Genomic DNA, 17,444 nt, shown 5'->3' with positions numbered 1-17,444 from the left:
TCTCCTTTTACTCTTTAATATTCACACCGTAGTGCTCAAACCAATCATGCACTTGGCATAAGTACGCCAATAGTTGCGGACCGGTCATTAATTGCCCAAACCACGGGGCTTGAAAAGATTTTCCCCCTGTTTCAATTATTTCGTTTAGTTTTTTCACTTCAAAAAATTCGTATAAGACAGAGGACCTGTCAGTTAATCGATCCGTTAGCCTTGCCTTTACAAGTTCCGTATAAAGCGGATGGTGTGTTTTTGGGTAAGGGCTTTTCTTCCGATATAACACTTCTTGTGGCAACAATCCTTCTAGCGCTTTTCGCAATATTCCCTTCTCCCGATTTCCATACATTTTCATCTCCCATGGAATATTCCAGACATATTCAACAAGCCGATGATCGGCAAACGGAACGCGTACTTCCAAACTTGCGCCCATGCTCATCCGGTCTTTTCGATCTAAAAGCGTCGTCATAAACCAAATCATGTTTAAGTAAAATAGCTCGCGGCGCTTCGCCTCCACAGCGCTTTCCCCTTCAAACCGCGGCACTTCCGCCACCGTTTCTTGAAAACGCGCTTGGACATATTCATCTAGTTGTAGCTTTTGTTGCCATTTTTCTTTTAATAACCCTATGCGCGCTTCTGTTGACCGCATCCACGGAAATCCGTTTCGCGCTAAATCGTCTGGGCGGTAAAACCATGGGTATCCACCAAAAATTTCATCCGCGCATTCTCCCGATAAACTCACGACAAAATCTTTTTTGATTTGCCGACAAAACCAAAGAAGCGACGAATCAATATCAGCCATTCCCGGCAAATCACGGACGATGACTGCCTCCGTTAAATAATCAGCTAACTCGTGCTGTGAAATCGTACAGCGGTGATGAATCGTTCCAAACGTGTGGGACATTTTCTCAATCCACGGACCGTCCGCGTTTGGCTGAAAGTCGTTCGCTTGGAAATAATGGTCATTCCCTTCATAGTCAATTGAATACGTATGGAGCGAGCCTTTCCCCTCTTTCGCAAACACATTCGCAGCAATCGCTGTAATGGCGCTTGAATCTACTCCACCAGATAAAAAAGTACATACTGGGACATCGGATACAAGCTGTCGTGTGACTGCATCCGTCAACAAAAAACGGACTCGTTCCACCGTTTCTTCTATCGTATCGCGGTGAATGCCACTTTGCACATTCCAATATCGCCACACGTTAATTCCTTCACGAGCGTAACGCATGGCGTGGGCTGGGCGCAGCTCACTAATCCCGCAAAACACCCCATGTCCTGGCGTCCTTGACGGTCCTAATCCAAACACCTCTGCCAGCCCTTCCCGATCGACCATCGTCTTTACGTCCGGATGCGCTAAAATCGCTTTTATTTCAGAAGCAAATAATAACTGCCGACCGTCATGCCGATAAAATAACGGTTTTACCCCGAGCCGATCGCGCGCCAAAAATAACTGTTCACGCCGTTCATCCCAAATCGCAAACGCAAAAATGCCGTTTAAATAGTCGACACATTGTTCTTGCCATTCGATGTAAGACATCAGCAACACTTCCGTATCTGAGTGCCCTTGAAACGTGTAGCCTCTCTTCACTAGTTCTTTGCGAATATCTTCGGTATTATACAACTCTCCGTTATAACAAATCGTATATGCGTAGCCGTCTTTTTTCCTAGTCATCGGCTGAACGCCACCCTTTGGATCTACCACGACAAGCCGTTTATGCCCAAACGCCGCATGTTCCACCAACCAGTAGTTTGTATCGTCTGGACCACGCTTTGCCAATGTTTCCGTCATTTTATGAAGCGTTTTTTTTTCTGTTTGTATATTCCGTTGGAAATCTACCCAACCGGTGATTCCACACATACGTATCCATCCTTTCCCTTCGTCAACGTAAAAGCCGATTTCTATATGATATGCAATACAATAGCAAGCGCCCTCCCGTTTTGATACGAAAATAGCGCAGCCAAGCAGATTACCTTTCTCATTGTATGCACCTAGCGGGATTTCGATGAATTGTCCGGTTTAGATGAATAAAGAGCGAAAAAATCGGCGAAAACGAAAGAGAAAGGAGATGAAACGATGAATCTAGAAAAACGTCTTTCTTACCTTCCTGAACAGAAACGGGCATACATTTGTGGAGAAATTGAACGCGTCAATGACGAATGGATTTTTTTCGATGAAGAACAAGAAGAAGCAGCGCTATTAGAAGAAATGACAACCGGCGACATTGAAGTTTTCCGAAACGGGCAATGGCTGCGCGGATATTGGCAAAACGATGGAATCGTCCGTTTAGGAGGAAGTGTGCTATTTCTACACAACGGGGAAATCGTTCGCTTTCGCAAGCCATTACCTTACGCCTATCGCCAATGGTTAGAGGAACTACAAGAAAAAACATTTTTTCGTTTCGTCGATTGGCTAAATAGTCTCCATTTTTCTTTATACGACTGCCTTTATTGCTATAATGGGCTATTGTTTAAGCCCGTGGGAGTAAACTTTATCATATTTGATAATACCGAACTAATCGCCAACGTCCAACATTACTACGAGCGAGACGGCATCTATAAAGACCGTTTTGAACTGACACTCCATACTGGTAACCGATTTATTTGCACACAAATTAGCTAAAACGACAACCTCCTATGAGATTGTCGTTTTACGAAAAGACATGGAATCCTAACGGAAGCTTCAGTCCTAAATACAACGCAAGCAAGAACGCGACAAGCAGTTGTACCCAAGCGATTTGTGTGCTTTTCCCTTTTTTCGTACGAGCCATTACCATTTCCATCGCTCCGATGACCCAAATTCCAACGACCGTTTTGACGATATAAAGCGGTGGAATCGTAGCAAGTGTATGCAATAAAAATCCGCCTGTTGCAATAATGAACAGATAGAAAAGGCGAAGCACCATCGCTACCATTTTCGCTTTTGGCGAATGTTTCTTTTGCAATGAAAGCACAACAAAAAATAAAATAAACGCAATCACCCACGCTGTAATATGCGCATGCGTCATCAACTATTTCCCCTTTCTAAATGATATATACCATCATAACACGTTTTACTAGAAAAAATAAAACGAGATATCTTTCTCCCTAACAATCTTATCATATTTTTGCTATAATGTATAAAGTGATGTATAAAATATTGCAATAGGAGGAACGTTCATGAGCAAAACGACGGAAATCATTCAGTTAACGGAGCGGTATGGGGCAAACAACTATCATCCGCTTCCTGTCGTTCTCTCCAAAGGAGAAGGGGTATGGGTGGAAGACCCAGAAGGCAATCGCTATATGGATATGCTTAGCGCTTATTCTGCCGTCAACCAAGGTCATCGCCATCCAAAAATTGTTCAAGCATTAAAAGAGCAAGCAGACCGCATCACGTTAACATCCCGCGCATTCCACAACGATCAATTAGGTCCATGGTATGAAAAAGTAGCTAATTTAACAGGAAAAGAAATGGTTTTGCCGATGAATACAGGGGCAGAAGCGGTCGAAACAGCTGTCAAAGCTGCGCGTCGCTGGGCGTATGATGTAAAAGGAGTTCCAGCGGACCAAGCAGAAATTATCGTCTGTGAAGACAATTTCCACGGCCGGACAATGACAGCGGTATCTATGTCTTCGAATCCAGAATATAAACGCGGATTCGGTCCAATGCTGCCTGGCATCAAAGTGATTCCGTTCGGCGATGTGGAAGCGTTAAAGAAAGCGATTACGCCGAATACAGCAGCGTTTATTTTTGAGCCAATTCAAGGCGAAGCCGGCATTAACATCCCGCCGGAAGGATTTTTGAAGACCGCATACGATGTATGTAAAGAACATAACGTGCTATACATTGCCGATGAAATTCAATCTGGTTTAGGGCGCTCTGGAAAAATGTTTGCCTGTGATTGGGAAAATGTCGTTCCAGACATGTATATTTTAGGGAAAGCGCTAGGCGGAGGGGTTTTCCCGATTTCTTGTGTTGCTGCAAACCGCGACATTCTTGGTGTATTTAATCCTGGGTCGCACGGTTCTACGTTCGGTGGAAATCCGCTTGCTTGCGCTGTTTCCATCGCCGCTATCGATGTTCTTCTCGAAGAAAACTTAGCGGAACGCTCTTTAAATCTAGGAAACTATTTCCAAGAAAAACTTCGCGAAATCCAACACCCTGACATTAAAGAAGTGCGTGGCCGCGGATTGTTCATTGGAGTCGAATTGCACGGACCAGCTCGGCCTTACTGCGAAAAACTGCAACAAGAAGGACTCCTATGCAAAGAAACACACGATACCGTCATTCGTTTCGCACCGCCGCTCATCATTACAAAAGAGCAGCTCGATTGGGCAATTGAAAAAGTGAAAAAAGTATTTAATGAATAGTAAACAAGGGCGCCTATACGGGTGCCCTTGTCTTTATTCCCCTATACAATTGCGCAGCGTTCCAACTCCTTCAATCGTAATTTCAATAACATCCCCTGTGTCTAAAAATCGAGGTGGTTTCATTCCCTTTCCCACTCCTGCTGGCGTTCCCGTTGCAATAATATCCCCTGGTTCTAATGTCATTCCGCGCGAAATCGTCGCGATAATCGTTTCGACCGGAAAAATAAACTGTTCGGTATTCGCTTTTTGCCGTGTTTCCCCATTTATTTTTGTTTCGATATGTAAGCGATTTGGATTTGGAATAAGCGATTGATGCACAATCCACGGACCCATCGGACAAGAGGTATCCAAGCTTTTTCCTAACAAAAATTGTTTATGCCGCTCTTGCAAATCGCGGGCAGTAATGTCATTAATAATCGTATACCCAAACACATACTCAAGCGCTTCTTGTTCAGGAATCGCTTTTCCTTTTTTGCCGATGACAACGGCAAGCTCTCCTTCGTAATCTAACTCATTCGTCACCTCACGATGTCTTAGCACTGTTGCCTCGTGGCCAACGACCGTTGTCGGGGTTTTCGAAAAGAGCATGACATGTTTTGGAATATCGGTAGCACTGCCTAGTTCTAATGCATGGTCAACATAGTTTTTCCCGACGCAAAAAATGTTTTTGGTTGGTCGCGGAATCGGCGCAAGCAAGCGAACATCTACTAACGGATAAACATACTGCGACGATGGATGCTCCTCGACCCAAATGAGTAGTTCACGAACGTTTTCGACGAACGTCTCTCCTAGCGCAATGCACTCTACTAACGTTTTCGGAAGCGTAATCACTTTTTTCATCGCTTGCTCCGCTAGCCGTAAATCAATGACACATTCTTCCTTAGTGACGACACCGACAAATGGTGCTCCATTTCGCTCTGCTGTAACAAACTTCACCTGTACATCTCCCCTCTCTACATGATATATTCGCCACTTTTTCCAAAAACCCTACGAAAAATTTTGTAGAAATTTGTAGTATTATGTCTTATTTGCACGAAATACTTTCCTTTTCTTCCATTCCGTGTATAATAATTGTAACTAGATATTTGTACCTAGAAATAAGAATAACTAAACGTTGGTGAAAAACGATGATCATGTTGATTGAAAAGAAGCGACAACAAATGATCGAATTGGCTTTAACATACGGTTTCACAGCAAAAGAAACGATTCAGTGCAGTCAAGAATTGGACGAGTTAATCAATGAATATGTAAAACATACGTTACCGGTGTTTCCTACCCAAGAGCATCTTCCGTCGCTTGTCCCTCAGTAGATAGAGGGACATTTTTATCGTCTTCGATGAAATAGTGGGCGATGCCCATACGTCACCGCTCGCCATCCCCATTCGATAGGACCGATAGAAAAATGTTTTAACCATTGGCAGCTAGCAGCTACTTGTAAACTATAAATAGCTAAAGCCCATACCGTACCAACAAAAGGTCGAACCGTTCCATATAACCCAAGTCCATAGCTATAAAAAATAAACGTACAAACGATAGACTGCACTATATAGTTCGTAATCGACAGGCGACCAACTGCAGCGACGTAGTCGAACAGGCGTCCATTTTTTTGTGAAAGAAGCCATAGTATCGCTGCATAAAACAGCGCCAACGCTGGTCCACCAAACATGTCTTGCACGTATTCTGTCCATTCGTTTTTCCCTGCCCAATACGGCAACAATTTTAACGGCAGTCCAATAAAAAAAGAACCGAGCGCTACTCGCTTGATGGTACGCATAGATAACACAGCACGTTTTTGCGCCACATAGCCCCCGAACAATGCGAAAGAAAGAAGCGTCATCACAATAAACAAAAACCCCTCCGTACCGTTTACGTACATCCAATCATGCAAACGCTGCCAAAAAATATCTGAAATCGTTCCTTGTTGATAGTTTCTCATTGCTTCCTGTGCCAATTTCTCCGCTCCATGTTGCCCAACATGTCCTGCCATCCCTATTAATATTGCAATAATGACATGAGGAACATAGCAACTAATCGCGGCAATCAGCCATGTTCGACTAGAAGCATCGCGAAACAGAAGAAGCAGTGCTCCAGTTGCTGCGTACGTTATTAAAATATCGCCATGCCAAACGAAAAACGCATGAATAAGACCAATCGCTAGTAGTGCTACCATTCTTCTTGTCCATAGACACGGAAACGACAATCGTTTCTTCATTGCTTGTTCGCGAAATAAAATCATGCTAAACCCGAACAAAAAAGCAAAAAGCGGATAAAAACTCGCTTGTGCGACCACATCAATAAAGGCTAGAACAAAACGATCAAGCGAATCTTTCCACCAGTTGTCCAATGACATATACATCACTGGCGAATGAAAATCGAGCATATTCACTAAAAAAATGCCAAAAAGCGCTATTCCTCTTATACTGTCTATTTCTTTCAACCGCAAGCGCTTCCCTCCGCTCAAAAAGGCGCCGCTTCGTTTGCGACGCCATATTTTTAGTTGACATATCGTCCTGTTTTTCCGTGCGTTTGCCAATATTCGTTACGCAAATGAACTTTTTGAATTTTTCCGGATGCTGTTTTCGGAAGTTCTTTCACAAATGTGACGCCAGTAATCGCCTTAAAGTGGGCCAATTTCTCCCGAGAGAATGCAATCAGTTCTTGCTCTGTCACATTGTGCCCTGGTCGAACAACGACAAACGCATGCGGTGTCTCGCCCCATTTTTCGTGCGGAGCCGCAATAACTGCTGCTTCTAACACCGCAGGATGATCGTAAAGCACTCCTTCTACTTCAATCGAAGAAATATTTTCACCGCCGCTAATAATAATATCCTTTTTCCGGTCGACGATGTCAATATTTCCGTATGCATCAACCGTTGCCATGTCGCCCGTATGAAGCCAGCCATTTCGAATTGTTTCCATCGTCGCCTCTGGATTTTTCCAATATCCTTTCATGACGCCGTTGCTTCGGACAACCACTTCCCCAATCGTTTGCCCGTCATGTGGCACTTCTTCACCACGTTCATTTACCACTTTCACTTCACAGCCAATCATCGCATGCCCTGTTTTTGCTTTCATGCGATATTGTTCATGAAGCGGCAGGTGCTGCAAATGAGAATGAATGGTGGAAACGGTGCTTAATGGCGATGATTCGGTCATGCCGTATACTTGAATAAACTCCCAACCAAGCTCTTTCTCAACCCGAGTCACAAACGCAGGCGGCGGTGCTGAACCGGCAATCACGACGCGAACCGGATGGTCAATCGCCGGCACATGCTGTTCATAATATTGCAAAAGCGAATTTAACACGGTCGGCGCCATATGCATCACATTGACACGATATTTTTTTATGCAATCAAAAATAAGTTCTGGTGCGGCTTTACGCAAGCAAATATGCGTTGCGCCATTGGCTGTATAATAAAACGGCGATCCCCAGCCGTTGACATGGAACATTGGCAAGACGTGCAAATAATTGTCGCGATCGGACACGCGCAAATGGTGCATCGTCACTAATGCATGTAAATAATTGTTGCGATGTGTAAGCATCACCCCTTTTGGATTTCCGGTCGTTCCGCTCGTATAAAGAAGGCTGCATACATCATTTTCATCGATTTCCGGCCGTTCAAACGGTGTGTTCGAAAACTGTGCGAGCCATTCATCGTAAGCGATTTCATTCGTGTCACTGTCTTTGTAATGAACGATGATTTTCTCTACCGTTTCCAGCTTGTCCTTAATCGGAACAATTAGGTGATACAACTCTTGGTCGACAAAAAGCACTTTACTTTCGCTATGGTTTAAAATAAACAAATAATCGTCTGGTTTTAAGCGAATATTTAGCGGTACCATAATCGCTCCAAGCTGAAAGACGCCGTAAAACCCTTCCAACATTTCTAGCGTATTGGGCGCTAAATACGCCACCCGATCCCCCTTTTGTACTCCTAGCGCTTTCAGCCCGTGGGACAGCTGATTTACCCGCTCATTCAACTGAAGATATGTAAGTTCTCTTTCTTCACAGATGACTCCCGTTTTGTCGCCATATAACGCGACGGCGCGGTCTAAAAATTGCGTCAATACTAACGGTACGTTCATCTTCCCCATCCCCCTTTTTGTTTGAAAATTCAATAAAATTATAGCATATTTTTCAAGAAAAAGCGTTACAATTTTGTAACGCTTTTACTTATTGGCAATATTGTTTGAACCGTTCAAATCGGCATCAAACGTATTCGTCACGCTACAAAACGTATTCGTTTGCAAAAAATCGCCCGTATTGCCACCGCCTGCTCCAGAATTCGATTTAGACGTACTTTTCGGGGCGATTTGTAGCACATCGCCCATATTAACTGTTCCATTTCCGCCAACGCTCGTTACTTTCACCCCACCAATAATTACCGCTGGCATGTCCATCATCCTCTTTTGTCTTTTATGCTTTATTTTATGAAATAAACAAAAAAACGTTTGGACACTTCCCCTTATTCAACACTTTCTTTCTGATTTCATACAATGCAATAAGGCGTATAAGAAAGGATGTGAACGTATGCCATCTTTTGTTGGCGGACCAATTAAAATTACAAACGTTAGTGGCGACGGAACAGTAAACTTCGGTGACGTTTTGCAAATTACCCCCAAAAGCACGGTCAAGTCCCATCTCGGTTCAGGGGGAGGAAACAACGGAGATTTTATGCAAACGAATACATTTGTCAGCTTCACAAACACGGCAGACCCAGACATTGCCGATGCTAACAATGTAGCAAACAACTAGCTGCACGTTTCCCCGCCCATGCCCATACGATATACTAATAACGAAAGAAAGGTGTTTATATATGCCAGCATTCGTCGGAATCGTTAAACTGAATAGTATTGGGAGCAGCGGGGTGTTCCATATCGGTGATGTATTTGCCATCTCTCCATACAGCGTGGCGAAAACGTTTGCTGGAGCTGGTTCGTTCAATACCGGAAACGGGCTGCATGTTTATAACTATTACAGCAACACAAACACCAACGACGCAGATGTGGCAGATGAAAATATCGTCGGCAATGCGTAAAGGGGGAGGACGATGAATTTTTATATTAACCAAAGCATCTGGATCTACCTGTTCAAAATCGGTTCTGTCTCTAACTCCTCTGTTTTGCAAATTGGAAGTGCCGGCAGCATTCAAGCACATTCCACGTTGAGCAATACCGGCGGATTTACTCAACCCGCTCCAGAAGCAAAATTGGCGGGTTCGTTCACTCCATTAGTTCCACTCCATTCTTCGACGCGCCAAAAAAGTGATGACAACGAGTAATCATTCATATATTGAAAAATGAAGGGACATTGGAGAGGATGATCGCCGTATGAGCACTTGGCACAATTATTTCACGAAATTGCACGAGTATTTAACTTGGCAGACAAATAAAATAAACAAGCTCGAGCAGCAGCTTGTCCGGCTCGAAAAAGAAATCCAAGAGCTCAAACAACGCCCACAAACGACCATTGAAAAAATTGAATATAAATTTGACCAACTAAAAGTAGAAACGTTGGAAGGAACGTTAAATATCGGACTCACTCCAAACGGAGGCACAACGATTGAAGATTTTGCTGTCAGTCCAGAAAAAACGGTCATCCCCAAACCAGAACCGGTCTTGTTCCGCAACATTCAAGCAAAAATTAACGACTATTTAGCGAACGATTGTAAAACATTGCTTGCAGAGCTAGAAACAAAATATATGTATCCGCTCGATGACGTGTACCGCCAATTTATTTTACAAGATATTCATCGGCAAGTAGACGAACGAATCCAGTTTTATTTACAGCAAAAAATGAATAGCGGCTATGTGCCCGATCCAAGCTCTTCTGAAGCAGTGGAAACAGAAATTATTCAAAAAGTAAAACAAGATATTGAGCAATCGTTAGATAGTTTTATGAAACATTTACCGAAGCAAGGAGGGAAAGAATGAATTATACTGTCGTGAACCGCGAAGTGCAAATCGGTGATATTTATTTAACAGCTGTCACAAGTTCTTCGATTTTTTTAATCGGCGATGCCGATGTCATTCAGCTTGCTTCTGCGTTCGATACGCCTCCAGAATCATTAATTGTCGGTCCGTTCGTCCCGCTGACGCCGAAAGGGTCATAACCTAAAAGGAAAGGTTGTGTATGCATGAAACGGTTATCGGTCGTTCAGCTGCTCAATTGTAAAACGTTTCTCCTTAGCTCTGTATTGCAAATTGGCGATTCACGCGAAATTAATGCGCGGTCAAACGTATTAGCGGTGCAGCGGCAATACGAACTTTTTTACGGAAACGAAGGGGAAGTGACGTTTCCGGTGTTTACTAAATCGATTCCAACGCTTGATGTCCCTACTTCTGTGCAGACGTATCGCCTCCACGAGTCGCCAGTGATATCAGTACGCTCCATTTATTTAATCGCTGCCTCGACCGCATCCGTCGTTCACATCGGCTCTACTTCCACCATTAAAGGAGAAACGAGAATAAAACATATTCGCCAATTAGCCGAATCAACAGCACTCCCAGAAACATCGATTCAGATTACAAAGGATGGGTGAACATGCCTGCAGTAGTTGGTCCAATTAAAATTACAAGTATAGGAAGCGGCGCTGTCTTTCAAGTCGGTGACACGCTTTATATCGCGCCAAAAGTAGCGACAAAAACGCAAGGTGGTTCCGGTGGATTTAATACCGGTGATTTTATTATGACAAATAACGCCATTAACTTTACGAATACGTTTGATCCTGACGTCTTTGACAGCAACGTCGCCGGGAATAATTAAAGGGGCTGACCCAAAACGCGAATGCGTTTTGAGATTAGCCCGATTTTTTTTACACTAAAATAGAAGAATCGCCCTTTTTTCTGGTAGAATAGAGTCACCACAACAACTATCACCGGAAAAGGAGCGATTCTTTTATGAAACATCATCATATTTCTTTTAAAGAGTATACCATGGATAACCTCACGTTGCCAAGCAATATTGCCGATCTCATTCCACCGGATAATATGGCTCACGTGGTTCACGAGATGGTCGAGCGCATCCCGATGGAGACGTTTCTTCCTTACTATAAAGGCGGCGGTACCTCTTCTTATCATCCAAAAATGATGACGAAAATTATCCTCTACGCGTACACCCAAAAAATGTATCATGGCCGAGAAATTGCTCGACAATTAGAAGTACATCTTCCCCTCATGTGGTTGAGTGGGTTTCAAAAGCCGGACTTCCGTTCCATCAATCGATTTCGCTCCGAACGGATGAAAGGGCTGATTGACGACTTGTTCCGAGAAATGATCACCCTGCTTGTCGCGGACGGCTATGTCAACATGGAAGACTATTTCGTAGATGGGACGAAAATTGAAGCGAATGCCAACCGATACACGTTCGTTTGGCGGAAATCCGCCGAGAAATACCAAGAGAAATTACAAGCCAATGTGGATCAGCTCATCGCCCAGATCGATGCGATCGTGGAAGAAGAAAATGCGGAAGAAATCGACGCTTCCCCTGCTTTTACTTCAAAAGAAATCCGAAAGAAAACCGAGGAGTGGGAAAAACGTTTGGAGGCCGAGCCGGACAACCAACCGTTGAAGAAGGCCGTCAAGAAGATGAAGGAAGACTACTTGCCTCGCAGTGAAAAGTACGAACACCAACTCCAAGTATGCGGGGACCGCAACAGCTATTCCAAAACGGATGCGGATGCGACGTTTATGCGTTTGAAGGAGGACCACATGCGCAACGGCCAACTGAAGCCGGCTTATAACGTACAAGTGGGTTCTTCCGATCAGTTCGTTCTGGGGTATTCGCTTCACCAGAGACCCGGCGATACTCGTTGTCTTCTGCCACACCTAGAGACGGTTCGAGAGAAATATGGGGTGGTACCAAAACGCGTGACCGCTGACGCTGTCTATGGTTCCGAGGAAAATTACGTGAAACTCGAAGAGAAAAACATTTCCGCGTTTATCAAGTACAACACGTATGAGAAAGAGAACACACGCAAGGTCAAGAAGAACCCGCACCATCCACAGAATTGGACATACAAGAAAGAAGAGGACGTTTGGATTTGTGCGAACGGGAAAAAACTGGTCCGTATAGGAACTTCGAAGCAGACCACAGAATCTGGGTATACTTCGGTCATCCAGCACTACCAATGCCACGAATGCGAAGGGTGTCCGTTCCGCTCGGTCTGCACAACTTCCAAGTATGGACGTACAACGCAATGGAACCCCGTCTATCACGAACAGAAACAGAAGGCTCGTGAACGACTGGAAAGTGAAGAAGGACAAGCACGATACCGCCAACGCCAAACCGACATTGAGAGTGTGTTTGGGCAAATCAAGCAAAATCGCGGATTTCGTCGCTTTGTCCTCCGAGGCCTCCAAAAAATTTCCATAGAATGGGGGCTTATTTGCGTTGCCCATAATCTCCTCAAGAAAGCCGCTAAGGACAAACAACGGTCCTTAGCGGCATAAACAATGGAAACAAAAGGGGGCGAATCGCCCTTTTATTTAACAAAATATGTAAAAGTAAAGAAAACTGACTCCAAAAGTCCGCTTTTTAGCGGACTTTTGGGTCAGCCTCTTTTTTACATTGTTTCCAATCGGACACGCGTACCTCGCCCGGATGGCTCAGCTGGTTCGACGACAAGCCGTTTCGGGAGGCGTGCCCGCAATTCTTGTACATGGCTAATGACACCGATCGCCATGTCACTTGTTTGTAGCCGTTCGAGCGCGGTGATGACGATGTCAAGTAACTCATTATCTAACGTACCAAATCCTTCATCTAGAAAGAAAAATTGTAACGGATATTCCCCACGCAGTTGAATTTGTTTTGATAATGCTAGCGCTAATGACAGCGACGTTAAAAATGTTTCCCCACCAGATAACGTTGTCACCGGGCGGCGCACACCACCGTTTGCATCGTCGCGAATAATAAATCCCCCTTCTGAGTCGACTTCAATGGCATATCGTTGCCGCGTTAATGCACCGAGCCGCTCCGAAGCATCCCTCGTCACACGAATAAGCTGTTCCTCGGCAATAAATTCTACGAAACTATTTCCGCGCAACACACGTTGTAATTCATTATATAGCCGAACGAGGCGCTCGACTTCTATCCGCTCCTGTTCAAGTTCTTGAAAACGAGTATGTTTTTCCTCTAACTCCTCCATTTTCGCTTTTGCCGAAGCTGTTCGCTCAATGCATTCCGTCAGCTTCGCATCTTCTTCCATGCGAAGTTGCTCTATTTGCCGCCATTGTTCTTCAGTTATTTCTTCCCCGTTCATCATTCTTGTAAGCCGCTGCCATTCATTTTGCCATTTTAATTGTTTGTCGCGATGTTGCGTAATTTGTTCCGCAATGAATATCTTCTCCTCTGCCGTCAACAAAGCTTGGCGAATATCGTCACTTTCCGACCAGCTATTTTTCTCTAGTTGTTGATGCCAATCGGCTTCTGCTTGTTCTTTTCGCTTTTGGCTTTCTGAAAATGCTAGCTGTGCTGCTTTATAATTCGCTTCTAACGCTTGGTATTGTTTTTGTACGTTTGTCCATCTTTCGTACGTTTCCGTTTCTTGCTGTTGCAGCTTCACGAGTTGTTGTTCTGTTTCATTTAATAATTGAGCGACTGCTGCTTCCTCGACCGGGAACGGTAAGTCTTGTGCATACGTTTCGTATTGCTTTTGTTTTGTTTGATACAGTGTCATATACTCCGCTTTTTCCCGCTCGAGCTGCTGCCACTGTTCTTTCCATCGCTCACGCTCTTCTTTTTTCTCTTCTAAAAAATGGACGCTTTTTTCGATTCGCTCTTGTAACAGCTGTGCTTCATTTTCGTCATGTTGCAGCTGTTCCATCGTTTGTTCAATCGTATCGAACGCGAGATCTTGGTAAATTTCTTGCCATTGTTTTAGCTGTGTCTGGCACATCTGCAAACGCTCGTTATATTTTTCACGCCGTTCGTTGATTTCTTGCGCTAGCGCTGCTTGTTGATGCAATAACTCTTGCCGTCGCATGTCTACTGCTTTTCGCTCATTTAGTAGCTTCGTTGTTTCTTCGCGACATTGCACATAATCTTGTTGCAATGCTTTTAGTTCAACAGAAAGATACGTTACTTGTTCGATGAACGAACGGTCTTGGTCGCTTTCTTCCCGCTTCATTTTTTCCGTGCCACCTAAAGGAACTTCCTCTGGCGCGAGTAGTTCTGCCAACTGTTGCACTTTTGTTTTCAATGTCTGTAGTGGGGCAACGAGCTGTTGCGCTTGCTCGAGTGGTTGTTCTTCTTCAGAAAAGTGTCCGTTTCCTGTTGCGACAGGCTGCGCTGGATTTGGATGGTGTGTGGCGCCACATACCGGGCAAGGGCTGCCTTCGTGCAGTGAAGCAGCAAGCAACGAAGCGGCATGTAGCATTCGCTCTTGTTCCGCTTTTTTTTGCGCTTGTTTTATTTTGTAAAGAAGTTTTTCGAGCTTCGTTTCATGTTCACACACTGTATGATACAGCTTTTCAATTCGCTGGAAATGCGCTCGTTCTTTTGCAACTATCGCTTCCGACCGCTCCATTTCCACCTGTATCGTTTTCGTCAATTCATCATGCTGCTTTTGTTTTTGTTGCCATTCAGCTTGCGCTTCGTGAAGCGCCCGTTCGAGCGCCTGCCATTCTTTTTTTGCTTCATAGGCTTTATAGATGCGTGCTTTTTGCTGCATGTCCACTTGCTTTTGCTGCCATGCTTCTTTTAGTCGTTTTTGTTTTTCGAGCGCACGTTCATAAAGGCCGTCTAATTCATGAAGCGCTTGTTTTATTTGTTTTTCTTTTTCGTTAAGAAACGTAAGCTTCTTTTTACTTTCGTCTATTTCCTTTGCAACGCTTTTCATCCGTTCCAACAGCTGCAGCGCTTTTACTAACCGCTCTTTTTGCTCAAGCCATTTTGGCTCTTCCTCAGCTTTTTTCGCTCGAATCAGCTGATACGCTTCCGCCGCTTGTTCGTACTGCTTACGGACAGCGTGCAATTTTTGCTCGGTTGCTTCTAATTCTTTCTCCCATTTTTCTACTTCTTGCTTTGTTTGTTCGTATTGCTGCCAGTACGGAAGTAGCCGCTCCGCTTTTTCTGCTTTTTTTTGCTTCCGCTCTAATGTTGCAATTCGTTCTTCCTCTTGGTAGCATTTGGCGATCTGTTGTTCAGCGTATTGTTTTTCCTGCTGCCATTGCCAAAGCTGTTTCTTTCGTTCATACTGCTCGGTTATTTCGGCAACATGTGCTTTTTGTCGCGCTAGTTCTCGGGCTAATTCCTCTAGCTCGCGCTTTTGTTCTGCTAGCGCTGCTTGCGATGCGTCACCTAGTCCTGCCTGCTCCGCTCGAATCGTATCTAGCTTCGCTGCTGCCATCGCCAATTTTGTTTTTAACTTTTCATTTAATTCATCGCCGTATCGTTCAAGGTTGAATAGCCGTTGCAGCATTTGCCGCCTCTCAACCCCTTTTAACGACAAAAACTCAGCGAACTTTCCTTGTGGAAGGACGACCGCACGGGTGAAATCTTTCATTTCTAGCCCGAGCAACCGCCTAATCCATTCATCAACATCCCGCATTTTATCCGCGATGACAATTCGCTCGGTTCCTTCTTCAATCAAACGGCTGACACTCGTTTTCACGCGCCATTCGTCGCTCCGCTTAAACGTTCGTTCGACCGTGTATCGCTTTTTTCCATTGGCGTTCACTAATTCAAACGTGAATGCAACCGATAGCTCGTTTTCTGCATGGTTCATAATACCATGCGTATTGTTAGCGGCGCGTTCGACATTTCCATATAACGCCAACGTCATCGCATCTAAAATCGAGGACTTCCCGCTTCCTGTCGGGCCGAAAATGCCAAACAATCCCCCCTCACATAACGTCTTAAAATCAATGACTTGCTTTTCACGGAAGCTATGCAACCCTGCCACGGTTAAGCAAATCGGCTTCACTGCTCTTCCCCTCCGTCTTCCTCAGCAAGCAGTTCCATAAATAGCTGAACTAGCTCTGCTGTTGGCTTAGCTCCGCCTGTTTGTTTTTCATAAAACCTTTCAAACAACGTTTCCATCGGAACGTTTTCTCTCGTTTCCCATATAAGTTCTTCTCTTTCGGAAAAATGTGGACGAATATAGACAAACCCGTCATGCAGCTTGCGCAAACGATGAATATCCTCAAGCGTCAACGAATGTTCAACGTATACTTCTAAATCAATCCATGCGTTACGGTCTTTCCCTTCCTCTAGCCAACGATACACTTGCGCCATTCCTTCCGTTGCTTTCCATTGGACAAGCGCACGACCACTAGAAAGTGGGATTTCCGATACGCTCGCCAGTTGACCTGGAGCTACATCGACGATTGTTACCGATTTTGCATACCCTGCTTCAGAAAAGCTGTACGCGAGCGGTGAGCCGGAATAGCGTGCCGGCTGCCTCGCATGTTTGACGCTTTGCGGACGATGCAAATGGCCGAGCGCCACATATTGGGCATCTTTTGGAAAACGGTCTGGAGAAACGGTATACGCTCCACCGACTTCAATCGGTCGCTCTGAATCGGATGTTGCACCTCCGGCAACGTACAGGTGGCTCATGGCGATGTTGACCGTATTCGACCGGAACTTTTCGTTCATTGTCGCAAACAGTTCGCCAACCTTTTCATCGTACCGTTTCCGCAATTGTTGCTCGTCGCTTTCTGCTGACAATAGTTGCATAAGCCGAGATTCCGATGGATACGGAAGCGCAGCGAGCACCATCGTCTCATCACACGATGGCACATAAATCGTCTGCACCTCTGCAGTCGGTAGTCCAAGCAACGTAATCGAATGGGGGGCTGCCAATACCGACGCCGCTGTCAGACGATCTGGGTGGTCGTGGTTCCCCGCAATGACTGCTATCGGCCGCTTCCCGCCGTCCGATAGCCTCGCCAAACTTTCGTAAAAAAGCTGTTCTGCCGCTGCTGGTGGATTCACCGTATCAAATGCATCACCTGCTAGCAATACGACATCAATCCGCTCTTTTTCCACAATGGAAACGAGCTCATCAATCAATTGTTCTTGCTCGCGCATCCGGCTTCGACCCTCGAGCGTTTTTCCTAAATGCCAATCGGCAGTATGCAAAATCCGCACCTTT

Annotated in this window: 19 protein-coding genes; 11 read left to right on the top strand and 8 right to left on the bottom strand. The window is 44.8% G+C overall.

Annotated elements, in window-relative coordinates; all coding sequences use genetic code 11:
• Positions 1–7 precede the first annotated feature (7 nt).
• Complete coding sequence (asnB, locus tag GFC30_RS05310) at positions 8–1,855, bottom strand: asparagine synthase (glutamine-hydrolyzing) (protein WP_066323219.1); 1,848 nt, start codon at positions 1,853–1,855, stop codon at positions 8–10.
• Between the two features lie 216 nt (positions 1,856–2,071).
• Here asnB and GFC30_RS05305 point away from each other — a divergent pair, with 216 nt between their 5' ends.
• Positions 2,072–2,617, top strand: a complete 546-nt coding sequence (locus GFC30_RS05305) for a DUF2777 family protein (RefSeq protein ID WP_066323218.1) — start codon at positions 2,072–2,074, stop codon at positions 2,615–2,617.
• 28 nt (positions 2,618–2,645) lie between these two features.
• Here GFC30_RS05305 and GFC30_RS05300 read toward each other — a convergent pair whose 3' ends face one another.
• Complete coding sequence (locus GFC30_RS05300; protein WP_066323217.1) at positions 2,646–3,002, bottom strand: YisL family protein; 357 nt, start codon at positions 3,000–3,002, stop codon at positions 2,646–2,648.
• A 151-nt stretch (positions 3,003–3,153) separates the two neighbouring features.
• Here GFC30_RS05300 and GFC30_RS05295 point away from each other — a divergent pair, with 151 nt between their 5' ends.
• Positions 3,154–4,347 (top strand): ornithine--oxo-acid transaminase, encoded by a 1,194-nt coding sequence (locus tag GFC30_RS05295; protein WP_066323216.1) that lies wholly within the window; start codon positions 3,154–3,156, stop codon positions 4,345–4,347.
• A gap of 33 nt (positions 4,348–4,380) precedes the next feature.
• On the opposite strand, the gene GFC30_RS05290 is transcribed toward GFC30_RS05295, so the two are convergent.
• Positions 4,381–5,283: a fumarylacetoacetate hydrolase family protein gene (locus GFC30_RS05290; RefSeq protein ID WP_066323215.1), complete on the bottom strand. Its 903-nt coding sequence runs from the start codon at positions 5,281–5,283 to the stop codon at positions 4,381–4,383.
• Positions 5,284–5,474: 191 nt separating this feature from the next.
• Here GFC30_RS05290 and GFC30_RS05285 point away from each other — a divergent pair, with 191 nt between their 5' ends.
• On the top strand, positions 5,475–5,657 hold the full coding sequence (locus GFC30_RS05285) for an aspartyl-phosphate phosphatase Spo0E family protein (RefSeq protein ID WP_066323214.1): 183 nt from the start codon (positions 5,475–5,477) through the stop codon (positions 5,655–5,657).
• 14 nt (positions 5,658–5,671) lie between these two features.
• Here the strand turns inward: GFC30_RS05285 and GFC30_RS05280 are convergent, their stop codons facing one another.
• From GFC30_RS05280 to GFC30_RS05270, 3 genes are all read right to left on the bottom strand, one after another.
• A complete protein-coding gene (locus GFC30_RS05280) occupies positions 5,672–6,790 on the bottom strand; it encodes a DUF418 domain-containing protein (RefSeq protein WP_238583545.1) in 1,119 nt (372 codons plus the stop codon).
• A gap of 50 nt (positions 6,791–6,840) precedes the next feature.
• Entirely contained in the window at positions 6,841–8,433 is a 1,593-nt protein-coding gene (locus GFC30_RS05275) for a long-chain-fatty-acid--CoA ligase (protein WP_066323212.1), read from the bottom strand.
• A gap of 84 nt (positions 8,434–8,517) precedes the next feature.
• Positions 8,518–8,742, bottom strand: a complete 225-nt coding sequence (locus tag GFC30_RS05270; protein ID WP_066323211.1) for a spore germination protein — start codon at positions 8,740–8,742, stop codon at positions 8,518–8,520.
• 136 nt (positions 8,743–8,878) lie between these two features.
• Here GFC30_RS05270 and GFC30_RS05265 point away from each other — a divergent pair, with 136 nt between their 5' ends.
• The 8 genes from GFC30_RS05265 to GFC30_RS05230 all read left to right on the top strand — a co-directional run bounded on the left by GFC30_RS05265 (position 8,879) and on the right by GFC30_RS05230 (position 12,798).
• Positions 8,879–9,103, top strand: a complete 225-nt coding sequence (locus GFC30_RS05265; protein WP_066323210.1) for a spore germination protein — start codon at positions 8,879–8,881, stop codon at positions 9,101–9,103.
• Positions 9,104–9,164: 61 nt separating this feature from the next.
• A complete protein-coding gene (locus GFC30_RS05260; RefSeq protein WP_066323209.1) occupies positions 9,165–9,386 on the top strand; it encodes a spore germination protein in 222 nt (73 codons plus the stop codon).
• A gap of 12 nt (positions 9,387–9,398) precedes the next feature.
• A complete protein-coding gene (locus GFC30_RS05255) occupies positions 9,399–9,629 on the top strand; it encodes a spore germination protein GerPB (protein WP_066323208.1) in 231 nt (76 codons plus the stop codon).
• Between the two features lie 49 nt (positions 9,630–9,678).
• A complete protein-coding gene (gene gerPC / locus GFC30_RS05250) occupies positions 9,679–10,281 on the top strand; it encodes a spore germination protein GerPC (protein WP_066323207.1) in 603 nt (200 codons plus the stop codon).
• Positions 10,278–10,460 (top strand): spore gernimation protein GerPD, encoded by a 183-nt coding sequence (locus GFC30_RS05245; RefSeq protein ID WP_066323206.1) that lies wholly within the window; start codon positions 10,278–10,280, stop codon positions 10,458–10,460. Before gerPC ends, GFC30_RS05245 begins: the two co-directional genes overlap by 4 nt.
• A gap of 24 nt (positions 10,461–10,484) precedes the next feature.
• On the top strand, positions 10,485–10,889 hold the full coding sequence (locus GFC30_RS05240; protein WP_066323205.1) for a spore germination protein GerPE: 405 nt from the start codon (positions 10,485–10,487) through the stop codon (positions 10,887–10,889).
• A 2-nt stretch (positions 10,890–10,891) separates the two neighbouring features.
• On the top strand, positions 10,892–11,113 hold the full coding sequence (locus GFC30_RS05235; RefSeq protein ID WP_066323204.1) for a spore germination protein: 222 nt from the start codon (positions 10,892–10,894) through the stop codon (positions 11,111–11,113).
• Positions 11,114–11,247: 134 nt separating this feature from the next.
• Complete coding sequence (locus GFC30_RS05230; RefSeq protein WP_179946269.1) at positions 11,248–12,798, top strand: IS1182 family transposase; 1,551 nt, start codon at positions 11,248–11,250, stop codon at positions 12,796–12,798.
• 113 nt (positions 12,799–12,911) lie between these two features.
• Here GFC30_RS05230 and GFC30_RS05225 read toward each other — a convergent pair whose 3' ends face one another.
• A complete protein-coding gene (locus GFC30_RS05225) occupies positions 12,912–16,271 on the bottom strand; it encodes an AAA family ATPase (protein WP_066323203.1) in 3,360 nt (1,119 codons plus the stop codon).
• A complete protein-coding gene (locus GFC30_RS05220; protein WP_066323202.1) occupies positions 16,268–17,440 on the bottom strand; it encodes an exonuclease SbcCD subunit D in 1,173 nt (390 codons plus the stop codon). The genes GFC30_RS05225 and GFC30_RS05220 overlap by 4 nt, the downstream gene beginning before the upstream one ends.
• Positions 17,441–17,444: the final 4 nt, after the last annotated feature.

The sequence above is a fragment of the Anoxybacillus amylolyticus genome (assembly GCF_001634285.1).
Taxonomy (GTDB): domain Bacteria; phylum Bacillota; class Bacilli; order Bacillales; family Anoxybacillaceae; genus Anoxybacteroides; species Anoxybacteroides amylolyticum.
The sequence above is the reverse complement of the archived record's forward strand: the minus strand, read 5'-3'. Positions and strand labels throughout refer to the sequence as shown.

What these genes read in the sequence shown, in the direction of transcription:
- GFC30_RS05305 (WP_066323218.1), top strand. Translation starts at nt 2,072, where the DNA reads ATGAATCTAGAAAAACGTCTTTCTTACCTTCCTGAACAGAAACGGGCA.
- GFC30_RS05295 (WP_066323216.1), top strand. Translation starts at nt 3,154, where the DNA reads ATGAGCAAAACGACGGAAATCATTCAGTTAACGGAGCGGTATGGGGCA.
- GFC30_RS05275 (WP_066323212.1), bottom strand. Translation starts at nt 8,433, where the DNA reads ATGAACGTACCGTTAGTATTGACGCAATTTTTAGACCGCGCCGTCGCG.
- gerPC (WP_066323207.1), top strand. Translation starts at nt 9,679, where the DNA reads ATGAGCACTTGGCACAATTATTTCACGAAATTGCACGAGTATTTAACT.
- asnB (WP_066323219.1), bottom strand. Translation starts at nt 1,855, where the DNA reads ATGTGTGGAATCACCGGTTGGGTAGATTTCCAACGGAATATACAAACA.
- GFC30_RS05260 (WP_066323209.1), top strand. Translation starts at nt 9,165, where the DNA reads ATGCCAGCATTCGTCGGAATCGTTAAACTGAATAGTATTGGGAGCAGC.
- GFC30_RS05235 (WP_066323204.1), top strand. Translation starts at nt 10,892, where the DNA reads ATGCCTGCAGTAGTTGGTCCAATTAAAATTACAAGTATAGGAAGCGGC.
- GFC30_RS05240 (WP_066323205.1), top strand. Translation starts at nt 10,485, where the DNA reads ATGAAACGGTTATCGGTCGTTCAGCTGCTCAATTGTAAAACGTTTCTC.
- GFC30_RS05270 (WP_066323211.1), bottom strand. Translation starts at nt 8,742, where the DNA reads ATGCCAGCGGTAATTATTGGTGGGGTGAAAGTAACGAGCGTTGGCGGA.
- GFC30_RS05300 (WP_066323217.1), bottom strand. Translation starts at nt 3,002, where the DNA reads ATGACGCATGCGCATATTACAGCGTGGGTGATTGCGTTTATTTTATTT.
- GFC30_RS05245 (WP_066323206.1), top strand. Translation starts at nt 10,278, where the DNA reads ATGAATTATACTGTCGTGAACCGCGAAGTGCAAATCGGTGATATTTAT.
- GFC30_RS05255 (WP_066323208.1), top strand. Translation starts at nt 9,399, where the DNA reads ATGAATTTTTATATTAACCAAAGCATCTGGATCTACCTGTTCAAAATC.
- GFC30_RS05285 (WP_066323214.1), top strand. Translation starts at nt 5,475, where the DNA reads ATGATCATGTTGATTGAAAAGAAGCGACAACAAATGATCGAATTGGCT.
- GFC30_RS05265 (WP_066323210.1), top strand. Translation starts at nt 8,879, where the DNA reads ATGCCATCTTTTGTTGGCGGACCAATTAAAATTACAAACGTTAGTGGC.
- GFC30_RS05230 (WP_179946269.1), top strand. Translation starts at nt 11,248, where the DNA reads ATGAAACATCATCATATTTCTTTTAAAGAGTATACCATGGATAACCTC.